The sequence below is a fragment of the Ruegeria sp. HKCCD6119 genome (assembly GCF_013110585.1).
Classification (GTDB): domain Bacteria; phylum Pseudomonadota; class Alphaproteobacteria; order Rhodobacterales; family Rhodobacteraceae; genus Ruegeria.
This window is the reverse complement of the sequence record NZ_WVQV01000002.1, coordinates 285383-298681: the sequence shown is the minus strand read 5'-3', so window position 1 is coordinate 298681 and position 13299 is coordinate 285383. Positions and strand designations below refer to the sequence as shown.

Genomic DNA, 13299 nt, shown 5'->3' with positions numbered 1-13299 from the left:
GCGTGTCGCCCGCATCAATGCGGCGACCCGGCGTGGTCGGTCTAAATCGAAAGACTGAACGCCGAATTGAGGAGACAGCAGGTCGAAAAAGAAAAACGTAAGCTTTATGTATATGGACTTCGAGTACCCACAATACAAGCATTGATGCGGTGGAGGACAACAGAGAGATCCTGCCTGCCTAGCAAAACTTAGGTAAGGTGTCGCTGTTCGCTGTCTTTCGAATACGTGACTGGAGCGGGACGAAGCGCCAATACGCTGCACTTGTGCCTAAGTCCGTTTTCGAAGAATGGACGCGGCGCAAAACGGTGGTAATTGTCTGTGACAGGAAAGTATGAGTTTTGTCGTCAGGCACCACCTGACTCTACGCAGAGGCTTGCTGCTTTGTCATCTCTAAGAAAACCAAGTAGGAGTCCTTAGCCGCGTCTGGGCCAGCTTTCTGCAAGGTGTGACCCTGAGTACGCCCACCATAGTCAAAGGTGACGCCGCCGCCTTCGACGATGCGGTTCATCATGTTAAAAAGCCCGGTTACCTCAATTGCTTCGAACAGCGCTTCCTCAACCCACCCCTGTTCAAGAACGGCATCGACATCGGCCTGAACGAGTTTGTTTGGCAAGGTGTTGAGCTTCTCGACATAACGCAGCATCGGTTTCATCTTCTCTGAAACATCCGAAGCCTCGATGTCTTCCAAAAGCTGTTTAATAAGACCGGGATCAATGCCTAACGTTTCAGCATGGATCACGTGCGAACCATAACAAAATCGGCAGGAATTGAGCCCTGATACAAACGCTGCAATGAGCTCCCGTTCTCCGATGGTCAGTTCTCCGTTAGACCGAAGGACTGAGTTCACAAAAGTCATCAAGGGTTCAATATTCTTGGGAAAGCGTGCCAAAAGGTCTCGAAGGTGAGCGCCTTCTGGCAGAGAAGGCAATCGCGGCATTCTTCGAACTCAATTGTTTGGGTTTTTGAACATACCACGGATCGCGTGCGAGTCATCTTTCGGCCAGACGCGAAACAAAGTGAGCTTTGGCTTAAATCACACGAAAGTCCGTTTCGATGCCTTCCGCACTGCACAAAATGTTGGAACAAAATTATCACTACGAACCCATCTCACTTGCCAAAAACGGCTCGGGGCTGCCCGTTTCTTCCAGACCTTTATCTGTGACAAGCCAAAACCGATTGCCAACATTTCGCAAAAAGCTGCGGTCGTGACTGACAAGCAAACATGAAGCGCCGTGTGTGATCAGTTCATCCTCCAGAGACTCTTGTCCTTCAATGTCGAGATGGTTCGTCGGCTCATCAAGTAAATAGAAATTCGGATTTTTGAGCCGCAATATCAGCATCGCCAAGCGCGCCTTTTGCCCCCCAGACAGTGCACCGATTTTGGTGCCTTGCATCTGTATGTTCACACCGGCGCCCGCCAAAACGCCACGTGCGCGTTGATCACCAATGTCAAACTGCCCCGTAACAGCGACCATCGGTGTGTCGCTGTCCGAAAGCTGGCTCAGATGCTGGTCTGAATAGGCTGGCACGACCGAAGGGGCACATTTGACCACCCCACTATTCCCTGAAAGTGCACTTTGCACCATCTTTATCAATCGGGTTTTGCCGGTGCCATTGGCCCCCAGAAGCACGATGCGATCTCCTGGCAAAATCCATTTCCGCCCGGTCTTGTACAACAAGCGACCGTCAGGCGTCTCAACCCGTGCGTCATCTAATGTGACCAGAGCTTTGGCATGAGTTCCGCTGTTGACCAGTCTGATATCACCAGCGCTGCGTTCGTAGTGGGCAGGTTTGGCAGATGCTTCAATCTGCGCCGCGCGATCATTTAGCTGTTTGGTCTTGTTCACCAGAAGATCAGACCCAGAATTGATGCCGATGTTCTTCAGCTTCGCCGCCTGCTTGCGTAGCTGCTGCGCTTTGTTCAATTCATTGGCAAACCGCCGTTGGTCAGCAGCATCCGCTTCATCAAGCGCCGCCCGTGCTGCCGAAAATGGGAGTGAAAATACACGTGACTTTTTCGCGCGCAAAAACAGCGTTTTGTTGGTGGTCGCATCAAGAAATGCTCGATCATGAGAGGTCACTACAATGGGCACTTCACGTGGCAAGGCAGACAACCAGTTCTGGAGCAAGCCTATACGATGCAAATCCAAATGATTGGTTGGTTCATCCAGCAATAGGATATCTGGCTCCTGAATCCACGCGGCAGCCAACAATGCAGTCCGCTGCCACCCACCGCTCAATTCGTTGAGCAGGCGATGCTGCAACTCGAGCGGAACACTCAGATCACCAAGCACGACATCCACACGCCAGCTTTCGTATTCTGCCTGCTCGGCAGGAAGGGCACCCAGCACCCACTCATAAAGCGTTTTGGCATAGGCGCGTTCCGGCACGTATTGGGTTACATATCCCGCTCGCAAACCGCGCGCCCGGACGATACTCCCGTTGGTCGGTTCAGATTGGCCGGCCATGCATTCCAAAAGTGTTGTCTTACCGCGCCCATTTGCGGCAACCAATCCAATACGATCACCCTTGGAAATTGTCAGGTTCAGTTCATCGAAAAGGAGGTCGCCACGGATTACGCTTAAAGCGTTGATGTTCATCACAGTCATCAGAGTCTCTGCTCATAGAAAGGGGTGCCGAAGTGCGGCTTTGGGCAGACCGATAGAAAGGTTGTTTCTCGGGCCCGCCCTGCAAACGCATTTACAGGGCGAAACGGGGACCATGCTGAAGTCGGCGGGTGATACGCATGTTCAGCTTGTGCCCTCCCGTTGTAGATTGTGACTATGTGCTCAGACCTTAAAAAACAATTCCCGTCTCATCAAGCGGCTCGACAAGAAAAGCAGACCTTTGCCGGATTGCAAAAAAACCGGTTTGGGCTCTTGATCCAACATCGGATGCGGCGCGGCATGTTGTGATAGGATACTCTGGTCAACGTCAGGTTGTCGTTTTGGGAGGACATGGCGGATCGGAGGATCAGCCATGGAAACACCAAACTTACCTGCCATTCGTGCGCTTCGGCCAGCCTGGAACAAAGGACGCATCGTCGGTCAGAAGCGACCATTGAAACCAAAGCATGTCTGGGCAATCCGCGTCCGACTTGACCTGGCCGAAAACCATCGCGACCTTGCGCTGTTCAACATTGCGATCGATAGCAAGTTGAGGGGCTGTGATCTGGTGAAGATGAAAGTCGTCGACGTCATGGCGTCCGGTCAGATCAAAGAAAGGGCGTCGGTCTTACAAAGCAAAACGCAGAAGCCGGTGCGCTTCGAAATTTCTGAAGGCACACGCGCCTCGGTTGAGAAATGGATGGAAGATGAACTCATGGTCGGCTCAGAGTACCTGTGGCCGGGTCGGTTCCATGAGCGCCTGCACATCTCAACCCGGCAGTATGCAAGGATTGTCCGCGACTGGGTTACGTCGATCGGTCTCGAGGCGAGTGCTTACGGTACCCATTCGATGCGCAGAACCAAAGTCACCCAGATATACAAGAAGACTGGCAACCTTCGAGCCGTTCAGCTTCTTCTCGGTCACACCAAGATGGACAGCACGGTCCGGTACCTAGGCGTTGAACTCGAGGATGCGCTGGCCATCGCCGAAGCCATTGAAATCTAGCGTATTTGGGTCGCCTTCATTGGCGGCCCATTCCGGACATTCACCAACTGGTCGACCTGCTGCGGCGCGGCCCGTGGAACCTGCCATTCGCTGCAAATGCAAAATCTCGACGTCTGCGAACCACAGGATGCGGACTTTGCATCCATCTGCATTCTTGCTCCTCTGGGCTGCAATCAACCCAAAGCGGTCCTTCAAAAACGAGTCTTGGACAGGTCCACGCGCGCGGATGGGGGACGGCGGACCCCACTCACTTGAATATTTGATTTTATGCATGCTTTGTCATACACTTTTGCTTTGGTTTTTTTGTCTGGGGGGCAGTCATGAAAACTCATTTTGAACCCACGATTATGTTGCATGCTGCAACCGCCTTGGCGCTTTCATTAGGAACGCAAGCAGTTGGCTTTGAAGGCGAAGTACCTCCAGATAAGGTGGTTCCTGCACAGACCTACTCTCCGTTTGTCGACCGATCTTATCCTGATCAGGTTCTATTTGGTGATCTTCACTTCCATACTGAAATCTCATTCGACGCAGGGCTTGTTGGGACTTCTTTGAACATCCACGACGCCTTCCGCGTGGCCCGCGGTGAGAGGATAACCTCAAATACCGGACAACCTGTTCAACTCATTAGGCCCCTCGATTTCCTCGCGATTACTGAACACGCGGAAATGTTGGGACTTGCGACCGCCGTTCGAGCAGCTGACCCTCGGCTTTTGGCGGACGAATGGGGTCGTTTGACTTACGAAAGGTTCAATTCCGGGCAAGAAGGTCGGATGGAGGCGTTCGCTGATATCATCGAAATCGCATCAATCGAAGGGCGAGACCCGACCGCTGGATTGGATTTGGACGGTGACCTTTGGCAACAAATCGTGGAAACGGTCGACGAATACTACGAACCCGGCGTCTTCACATCATTGGCTGGGTACGAGTGGACATCAACTCCGAGAGGTAACAATCTCCACCGGGTGGTGATCTTCGGAGACGGCGCCGATAAGACCGGTCGAACCCGCCCATTTACCTATTTTGAAAGCGAAGACCCTGAGCCGTTGTGGGACTATCTGGCTGCGTACGAAGAAGAGACGGGTGGAAGCGCAGTATCTGTTCCCCATAACGGAAATATATCCAATGGAATAATGTTCGCGCCTACGAAATTCGACGGTACACCTATGGACGCGGAATACGCCGCCAAACGCATTCGTTGGGAGCCGATGCATGAGGTAACCCAGATCAAGGGGGACGAGGAAACGCACCCATTCCTGTCACCTGATGATGAGTTTGCGGATTTCGAAACCTGGGACGTTGCGAATATCTCGGGCACCGTCGCAAAGACCCCTGAAATGTTGCGCTACGAGTATGGGCGCTCTGCCTTGAAGGTCGGGCTCGAAGTTCAGCGGGAGACAGGCGTTAACCCCTTCAAGTTCGGCTTCTACGGCACGACGGACACGCACACCGCGCTCCCAACCACGCGGGAAGACAACTACTTTGGTAAGTACCAACACACAGAGCCTTCAGCGAACCGTCACAACTTTGATGTAATCCCGGCCGAAGACCCGGCATTGCGCATCATTACGGCGCAAGAATCGGCTGCAGGCCTCACCGCTGTTTGGGCGCGCGAAAACACCCGCGAGGAAGTCCACGGAGCAATCAAGCGCAAAGAGGCCTACGCTACGACCGGACCGCGAATGCGAGTCCGGGTCTTTGGCGGTTGGAATTTTGATGCCGATGATCTGTACGCCTCGGATTTTGTTTCCAACGGGTATAAGAACGGCGTGCCGATGGGCGGAGACCTTAGGAACGCGCCGGATGGGGTTTCTCCCAGATTCCTGATCCGGGCGCTGCGCGACCCAGACGGCGCGAACCTCGACCGAGTCCAAATTATCAAAGGCTGGATCGACGAGAGTGGCGAAACTCATGAGCGGGTCTTCGACGTGGCCGTCTCCGATGGCCGAGAGATTGGAGAGGATGGCCGTGCACACGAACCAGTAGGCTCGACGGTAGACATTGGAAGCGCGACATACAGCAACTCAATCGGTTCCGTGGAACTCGCCGGTTATTGGCAAGACCCAGATTTTGACCCGAACAACAACGCGTTTTACTATGTGAGAGTGATCGAAATTCCAAAGCCGCGATGGACGACCATAGACGCAGCTTTCTACGATATACCGCTGCCCGAGGCGGTTCCCGCAGAAGTCCAGGACCGTGCTTACACATCGCCGATCTGGTTCAGCGCTGAATAGTGAAGCTAGTATTGCGACAAAGCTGGTTTTGAGCAATTTCGATTCCCACGGAACACGTCGGCAACCAGTTCCAATGGCTCGGAAACGTCCAAAGCGTGAGGACGCCTTCTGGCTCTGTTGCAGTACAAATCAAACCCGTTCTGATGCCACCGCGTCTGCTCGCTGGTAACGCCGGCAGTGGCCGCACGCTGTTCTTTGCAAAGTCAACTTTCTGCGCATTGCTGTCATTGGGCATCGTGCAGCATTGGTCAAAATGGGCTCGATGCCGACATCGGAGCAGGTGCGGCAAGTCCCTTGCCCCATGTCATACTGCCACCGAGGACGGCCCACAACTGCCTATGGTCGAACCTGTTTCTGCTGCAGTGCAGCTTCCCCAAAGCTGACTTTGGACTGCGGAACAAACTTGGAACTCAAACCCGCGGAGAGTATCAAAACACAATTCGGCAAAACCCGCTCAAAATCGCGCATCGTTATGCGCCGATGCAAACGCGTGGTAAAGTGCCCATGCCTCTTCATCATTGCCGAGTGCAACCTGGTTCAGCACTTGTAGCAACATAAGTGACCCAGGCGTTATACGGTCCACATCGAATTCCTCGCCTGCCAATTCCGGATCGGTCGCTAGATCGACATTAAAGATCCACCATCTATCGATTTTGGCAACAAGGTGAACCAGCTTGGGGAACAGACTTTCGAAATCATGCTCAATTGTGCCGCCGAGCACGTTTCGCAGTTCATGTGCTAGACGATTTCGTTCTTCGGTCAACTTTCGGATTGAAACCTCATCGTCTTCATCGATCGCCTCCATTTGTCGAAGCCATGCGACACTCGCTCGAAACGGATCGTTCTTACCTTTAGGATCCAGCGACAAGACCTTCTCACGATAGTCTGGGCTCGGCTTCCAGCCGTCGTTATTAGTCCAAGTGTTTGAATAGAAGTCATGTGTCCGATCTTTTATCGCACTCAACAGCATCTCATGGGCAACGAGAAACAAACCAGTTCGCAAGAGCCGGGTTCGAACTACATCCGGATTAAGAAAGTCCGCCCAGTCATCCGCCATATGATGGTGTTATAGGGGTTTGGGTTACGAGGCAATCTGAACGCCTTGAAAGACGGAAACGGGCCGCGCAAAAGGCTGTTGAACGTGCATCTTGGATGCAGTGGGTGCAGCTCGTGTTACCGATAAGTCGCTGGATCCACAGATATGGACGTATGACGCCTGCCCCAAGCTTAATGCGGTGAGAATGAGCGATATGCGGTCGTACCCCGCCAAGACAGTTTACTCGAGAAAACCTGTTCCGAACCTGGAAAAAATGAACAAGACCGTTTGGTGCCCTGCATACGTTGACCGACCTACAAAGGAAAGTCACTTGTCGGCATACCACGGATAGGTCCCAATCAGACGCGTTCCATCTCTTCAAAAATCCGAACCATGGCGTAGGTATCAAGTTTGCAGTATTCCAGCATGTTCGCCTTAAGCACATCACGTTCTTCACCATCTGGCATCGCGATGAGCCTCTCCCAGGCCTCCATGGCATCCGTGCCATTGGCAACCTCCATGCCAGCGTAGTCCAGATCACTTGCCAGAACCGGCAAGACCTTCTTAATGGATGTCGACCCGCCGAAGGCGATGTCAACATAGGCCGACGCAAATATGTCTTCGAGGTCAAGCGTCCTATCGATCAAGCTGTGCAGGAACTCTGCCTTATCAGGAAACTGCTTTGCCATGGTCTTGTTCTGGGTGTTCTCAAATGAAGCATGCCACGAAATGACACTGCCCTCCGGCCCGATATATTGCTCCATGTGTTCGATCATGGCACGCGGCAAAGCAGCCTCGTCAGCCAAGTATTCGACGTGAACCAACTGCGTGTCATCAGCCGTGCGTTTGATGTGTAGCGAGTATTGGAACGGGATCGGCGCTTGCGGGCGCGCGCCGTCCACAAGCGGGATCGCGGAGGCATAGGTTTCATAGTCGAGGAAGTAGAGCGGGTATTCCGCCTTGCTGAACCAGCGCATCAAAGCCGCCTGATCAATCACGGGCTCTTTGAGCTGCGCTGACCGCAGGACGTAACCCTGCTTTTCAGTGACTTCGTCAAGGCCGATCTCGTCCAGATCAAAGCGTCCCTCGCCAACGAACGCCTCAAGTTTGGCTTTTGAGATGCGGGGGAGATTGTAGATTGAAGGTTTTGGGATGCCCTTGTTGAAATGCTCGAAGCTGTCGCAATGGTTCGCTTGGCTTAGCGTCAGGCATGAGCAATTGGTTTCGTCAATTTTCTCAGCCTGAAGCAGATCCAAGGCTTGATCGATTTCAATTCCCGTTTCGGCCTCGACTTCTCGCACCTCGGACGTGACGTTGGCAAAGGTCAAAAGCGCGCCGGGATCGACCTCGCCGTCACGTAGATAGTCGCCATTCAGATGAACGATGAAGATGTCGCGAACGTCTTGTCCAACCTCCTCGGCGATGATCATCTGAAAGCAGGCATCCTTGACCTGATTGTGCTTTGCGTCTGTCTTTACCCTGGTCGAAGATTTGATCTCGTAGAGATTGACGGAGCCGTCTTCGTTCTCTCTAACCATGTCCGATTTGGCGTAAAGGCCACGGCCTGTTTGGAATACCGTTTGAAAAGAGAACCGGGCGGCATCCTCGCCAAGTTCGACCAATTCGCGCACATAGGCTTCCACTTGATAGCCCTCAGCGGCAAGCTTCTTAGCATAATCGGAAAACTCGCCGTTCGGATAAGCCTCAGGTTTATGTTTCAGCAGCCAAAGGGATTTTGGGCAATGCAGGAATTGGATGAAGTCTGTTTTGGAAATGTGCATCGACGACTCTAGCTAACTCAATATCCTCACTGTACCGCAGGCCACCGCTCAATCACAGGAAAAGAACTGGACATACCCTCCACTTAGAAGGGAGTACCCGAAATGGATCTATGATTGTGTCTAGTGTTTGAGCGCTTTGGCATTTCAAGGTTCCAATCGAACTGCACGATTCACTAAACGCCCCTGATCAAGAAACGCGCCATGTGTGGGGTCCTTGCTCACAACATGAAGAACCGCCTTTTTGTGGTGAAAGGTCCTGAACGCCGTTGCGTCGTTCTCATCTAGAAATGAAGTAGAAATCTGCGAGTCGCCCGCCGTTGTCAGGCGTTCCTTCAAATCGGCTTTGGCCCAACCCTGTTGTTGGCGAAACTCCTCAACAATTTGTCCGAACTGAGGATCAGCATGTCGTAGCTGTGCTTGGGAGAAGGAAATGAGCACGCCAGACACATCACACGCAATCTTACCGTCAGCGTCGGAAAAATGGTCAAACTGCCGTTGCTTTGCTGCCGCAAGGTCAGCGCCGACGGCTGAGCGGCAGGCAGCATAGTATTCTTCTATGGCTGTCGCGGGTGTGCCCCTGATCGCCTTCGGACAAGAGAAATCCGTTTCAGTGCCATCAATTCGCACGACCCAGAAACCGGGGGACGAGTATCCTTCGCCGCGGTTGAGCCGCCGTTCAAAGTGGTGGATACCCGGCCCAACCTTTGATGGGCCACCCAGCTCAAGCAAGTCATAGCGTTCCAGAATGGCAACAAGGTCGTCGTGGTCCTCTAAGCGATCAACGATTTGATCGTTCTTGTAACGGCCAAGCATTTCTTTGAAGTGTTGCAAAGCCTCCTTTTGGGTTCGCCAAAGTTTACCGTTTGGCAGTTCGATAGGCTTGACCAAAGTCTACGTCCCTCCGTCTTCAGCGACACCCACTTCATTCGGTTGAAGGATTTTGGTGCGCACTTCCCGCAATACTATATTCGGCAGTTCTAACGCTTCGAGATTGTCTTCCCGTTCTCTTAGCCATGCGATGCATTCCTCTTGGCTTAGGCGATCGAGAGCAATTCGCTCGTAAAGCGCAACGGCGCTAATCCGCGATAGACCAAACTCCATTAGGGAGACGAGCGTCTGCGTCGAGACACCAAACTCAAGAGCGACACCGAGGTCCAGATCATCATCGATCAAGTCCTCTCGCCCCTCCGCAATCAAGTGTAGTTTCAGGACGTCCAGATAAGCTCCAAGGTATTTTGGTGCACGGAACCTAGCGGTCTGCTCTATGAGTTCCATCGTGTTGCGTATAACGTTGGCGATGTTGTAGGACTGCCCGTTTCTCTCGTGATATTCGGTGCGACGTCGAATGATCGTGGCAAGTGAGAAACCTCTCAGCCATTCGATCACGATCAAGGCGTGCAAAGGGACCAGTCCCGGCGGTTGAAACGCCGGAAAGACCTTCGCGTTGACAATTTCCATGACGGATACAAAGCGGTCGTACGCGTCATCACTTTCGGCCGGCGCTGGCAGCAGGTCTTCGAGGTCCCCCGTAAATGACCTAAACCAGTCGAGCAATCGCTGCAGGCTAACAATACTGACACCAGGATGTCGAATGGCAACCTCGACGGGGATATCGACTGCTCCGGCCAATTGCGCCAGTACCGTTTCAATCTTTTCTATGTCGGCTTGAGCGTGCCGCTTTGCAAAGGGAGCCGAGGTGATCGTGCCGATGCGGAGAAATGTTGTCAGCAGATATGCGGCTACCTGTTCGTATTTTGCAGCGGTTTTGAAGTCATCTTCCGGGACGCTGGTGTGGGTCTCAAGGAATTCCGTGAGCTGATCTGGCTCGTTCATGACAGCGTCGGTTTCACGCTGTATTGGGTACTTTGATCGCTTAGGAACACCCGATGGCCAAGCGCTTGTGTCGCTCGGCTTTATACATATGATGTTTCCCTGAAACTCATTTCCCCACCGGCCTGCTCGTCCGGCGAGGTTCCAGAAATCATGTGGTTCCATCGGAATGCCGCGACCCTTCTTCGGGTTGCGGACAATGATCGTCCTGCAGGAGAGGTTGACACCTTCGATCAGGGTAGATGTGCAAATAAGGAACTTGATCTTTCCTTCGCGAAAAAGCCGTTCGACTTCCAGTCGCACGAGCGAAGGCATGTTACCGTAATGGAACGCCACGCCCTTCTCTACGAAGTCTGCCAACCTGTAGCGGCGATGCACACATTTACGGATCAGATCCGCGAGGTCCGAAAGCTCTTCGCTTTCATCATCGACCACATTCGTGAGCTGAGAAATCAGGTGGGCGAGGTCCTCGGCTTCTGCAGCACCATTGGCGTAGACAAGTGTCCCTCCGCGCTTTCCGACCGCGGCGGCGATGAAAGCCAACTGCTTCTTTACACCCATTGGCTTGCTTTGAAGATAGAGAGTCCCGAGGTCGTGCAAGCTTTCGCCATTGCGGAGCCGCAGATTCCACTCCTTCGGTTTTCGTCGAACTTGCTCCGCGAAGATGACGTTCTGAAGAACAGTTGGAGTGTCACTCTCGATCGACTTGCGGTCCACACCTTCAGGCGCATCTGTCAGAAGCTCGGCCGGGTTTTGCGTTGCCGGGCTCACGAAGACGGCTTGTAGAGACGGATTGATGCGCGTCAGCCGTTCGATGGCGTCCTGAAGAACGACCCCACGCTGATTGTCCCCGATTTTGTGCGCCTCATCCACCACGAGAAGATCGGCCTTGATCTCGTCGTCCAATGCGTTTGCCAAGAGATGAAGTCTCTCCTGCGTAAGCACAAAAACAACCTTCGATCCACCCGCTACTGCGGACAGATACTTGTCAGCCAAAGGCAGGGAAGTCACCTCGACTGTGTTTGCACCGAACTCCTTTTGGGCAGCCCGGACACTTTCCTCAACTTCGGTGACCAGTGCGCGCGTTGGCGCAATGTATACGGCCACATTGCATCCAGCGTCGAAAAGCGTGTTGAGGAGCCACCGCGAGACGAGAAAAGTCTTTCCCGAGGCAGTCGGTGCTGAGGCTGACATCCAAGCACTCCGCTCTCGGGCACCTTCCCAGAAACCGAGTTGGAAATCATTTACGGGAATACGTTGCCCGGTAGCATCGAGCAGCACCGAGTGCTCAAGCGTGCGTCGCTGCGCTTCCAGCCTCTGCGACACACCAAGGCGCTCGTGCAACCGGTCGGTGAGGACTTCCCGCGCTTCCCCAAGCGCTACTGCGCGATGGTTGCCGAGTTTCTCAAAAAGGATTGCACCGGCATCTCGGACGATGCTTTTGTCCGACATCAGTATTGCCGAAGTTGCGATTCTAAGCGCGGCGACAGTGTGCTCTCTAGCCTCCGATTGCGATAGGACGCTACCGGCGAGAAGCAATCGATCCCAGTCAAGCTCGGCGACCAATTCTTCTGCATTGAATGATGGCGTGAAGTTATCAAATTCCTTGACTACGGTGATCCGCGCGATGTGCTCAAGCTCTTCTGCAACACCGTTCTGAAGTAGCCATTCTCGGAGCTCGTTTGGTGTCATTCAGTGAGCCCTAAAGTTTGCCGGAACAGGGTTCGGAATGCATCAACCGACGGCAACGGAACACAGAGAAGCTGGATTTCAAACGCACTCAGTTTTTCGGCTGTTAGGTGATTGGAGACGTTCTGTAGGATCTTCTTAATTTCCAGCTGCGCCTCGTCGATCATCTCGTCGGCCACTTTCTGAGCATCGTCTGCGGGATAGAAATTAACATCGAAGCAAACGAGCGCTACACCGCAATATCTCACACGGTTAGATTTCGGAGAGCTTTTGTCGAAAAATGCCTTCAGAGCGTTGGTCAATTCGGGATCATTGAGGTCGGCCTTGTCGCTCAACAACACAAGGTCGCGCTCCCTGACCGAACCTTCATGATTATCCTCTATCAAGAACGGCGCCAGAGATCTCAGACATTCTCGAATCGCATCCGCTGCGTTCTGATACATCTTCGACTCGCCCCAGTAGAGCTTTAGAAGGCCGTCCTCGGTTATCCCAGCATGGACAGCGTCTGCTCCGTGATAGTGCATCTGCGGGTCCGTCTTCAGGTCCATTTTACAGAGGATTTGAGGCAATTCGAGAAAACGTTCTGCCAATAAGAAAAGCAATAGTTCGCCACCTTCGCCGGTCTTGGCCAAATCGGTGAAGGTCGCCTTCGCTTCGTGGAAGAGACCCATTATTGCCCGCGTAGAATTGTGCTTTTCGTCTCGCTCCTTTGCTTGCGCCATCTTGCTGCGCGGTATGGCGTAATCTGTCAAGGAATCCCGCATGTACTCGACCAACCGGATCGGGTTGATTTTTCCATTACCGTCGAGTGTCAGGCAGTGACAGTGCACCCGAACTTGCTGCCCTTCAATATGAATGTCGCGATCGACCAACTGAAGGTGAACTCCAATTTCTTCTGGATCACCGGAAAGTATATCTAGGAAATGTTCTAATGTTAGTTCAGTCAAAGGGGACACTCAAAAAACCTAAAGGTAGTATGCAATTACTTTGAATAACGCTGCAATTGAAATTTGGAATAATGGACCGTGAACAGTTGGAAAAGTCACTCTAGATACGGCCGCAGTTGCAGGACATTCGGTTGTCCGCTTTCATTATCGAGACCAGATTGTTTGCATCT

Annotated in this window: 9 protein-coding genes; 2 read left to right on the top strand and 7 right to left on the bottom strand. The window is 52.9% G+C overall.

Annotation, left to right across the window (positions count from 1 at the left end; all coding sequences use genetic code 11):
- Positions 1-361: 361 nt before the first annotated feature.
- Together GS611_RS08695 and GS611_RS08690 are read right to left on the bottom strand one after the other, a co-directional pair.
- Positions 362-937 (bottom strand): carboxymuconolactone decarboxylase family protein, encoded by a 576-nt coding sequence (locus tag GS611_RS08695; RefSeq protein WP_171634725.1) that lies wholly within the window; start codon positions 935-937, stop codon positions 362-364.
- Positions 938-1094: 157 nt separating this feature from the next.
- Positions 1095-2609: an ABC-F family ATP-binding cassette domain-containing protein gene (locus GS611_RS08690; RefSeq protein WP_171634724.1), complete on the bottom strand. Its 1515-nt coding sequence runs from the start codon at positions 2607-2609 to the stop codon at positions 1095-1097.
- A gap of 370 nt (positions 2610-2979) precedes the next feature.
- On the opposite strand from GS611_RS08690, the gene GS611_RS08685 reads away from it, so the two are divergent.
- Together GS611_RS08685 and GS611_RS08680 are read left to right on the top strand one after the other, a co-directional pair.
- Positions 2980-3612, top strand: a complete 633-nt coding sequence (locus GS611_RS08685) for a tyrosine-type recombinase/integrase (RefSeq protein WP_171634723.1) — start codon at positions 2980-2982, stop codon at positions 3610-3612.
- A gap of 320 nt (positions 3613-3932) precedes the next feature.
- Positions 3933-5846: a DUF3604 domain-containing protein gene (locus GS611_RS08680; RefSeq protein WP_171634722.1), complete on the top strand. Its 1914-nt coding sequence runs from the start codon at positions 3933-3935 to the stop codon at positions 5844-5846.
- A 454-nt stretch (positions 5847-6300) separates the two neighbouring features.
- Here GS611_RS08680 and GS611_RS08675 read toward each other — a convergent pair whose 3' ends face one another.
- The 5 genes from GS611_RS08675 to GS611_RS08655 form a co-directional block, all read right to left on the bottom strand.
- Positions 6301-6903: a hypothetical protein gene (locus GS611_RS08675; RefSeq protein WP_171634721.1), complete on the bottom strand. Its 603-nt coding sequence runs from the start codon at positions 6901-6903 to the stop codon at positions 6301-6303.
- Positions 6904-7241: 338 nt separating this feature from the next.
- Positions 7242-8663: a DUF2779 domain-containing protein gene (locus tag GS611_RS08670; protein ID WP_171634719.1), complete on the bottom strand. Its 1422-nt coding sequence runs from the start codon at positions 8661-8663 to the stop codon at positions 7242-7244.
- A 144-nt stretch (positions 8664-8807) separates the two neighbouring features.
- Positions 8808-9551: a DCL family protein gene (locus tag GS611_RS08665; protein ID WP_171634718.1), complete on the bottom strand. Its 744-nt coding sequence runs from the start codon at positions 9549-9551 to the stop codon at positions 8808-8810.
- Positions 9552-9554: 3 nt separating this feature from the next.
- Complete coding sequence (locus GS611_RS08660; protein WP_171634716.1) at positions 9555-12185, bottom strand: DEAD/DEAH box helicase; 2631 nt, start codon at positions 12183-12185, stop codon at positions 9555-9557.
- On the bottom strand, positions 12182-13129 hold the full coding sequence (locus GS611_RS08655; RefSeq protein ID WP_216598222.1) for a DUF1837 domain-containing protein: 948 nt from the start codon (positions 13127-13129) through the stop codon (positions 12182-12184). Before GS611_RS08655 ends, GS611_RS08660 begins: the two co-directional genes overlap by 4 nt.
- Between the last annotated feature and the right edge of the window lie 170 nt (positions 13130-13299).

What these genes read in the sequence shown, in the direction of transcription:
- GS611_RS08685 (WP_171634723.1), top strand. Translation starts at nt 2,980, where the DNA reads ATGGAAACACCAAACTTACCTGCCATTCGTGCGCTTCGGCCAGCCTGG.
- GS611_RS08695 (WP_171634725.1), bottom strand. Translation starts at nt 937, where the DNA reads ATGCCGCGATTGCCTTCTCTGCCAGAAGGCGCTCACCTTCGAGACCTT.
- GS611_RS08675 (WP_171634721.1), bottom strand. Translation starts at nt 6,903, where the DNA reads ATGGCGGATGACTGGGCGGACTTTCTTAATCCGGATGTAGTTCGAACC.
- GS611_RS08680 (WP_171634722.1), top strand. Translation starts at nt 3,933, where the DNA reads ATGAAAACTCATTTTGAACCCACGATTATGTTGCATGCTGCAACCGCC.
- GS611_RS08670 (WP_171634719.1), bottom strand. Translation starts at nt 8,663, where the DNA reads ATGCACATTTCCAAAACAGACTTCATCCAATTCCTGCATTGCCCAAAA.
- GS611_RS08690 (WP_171634724.1), bottom strand. Translation starts at nt 2,609, where the DNA reads ATGACTGTGATGAACATCAACGCTTTAAGCGTAATCCGTGGCGACCTC.
- GS611_RS08660 (WP_171634716.1), bottom strand. Translation starts at nt 12,185, where the DNA reads ATGACACCAAACGAGCTCCGAGAATGGCTACTTCAGAACGGTGTTGCA.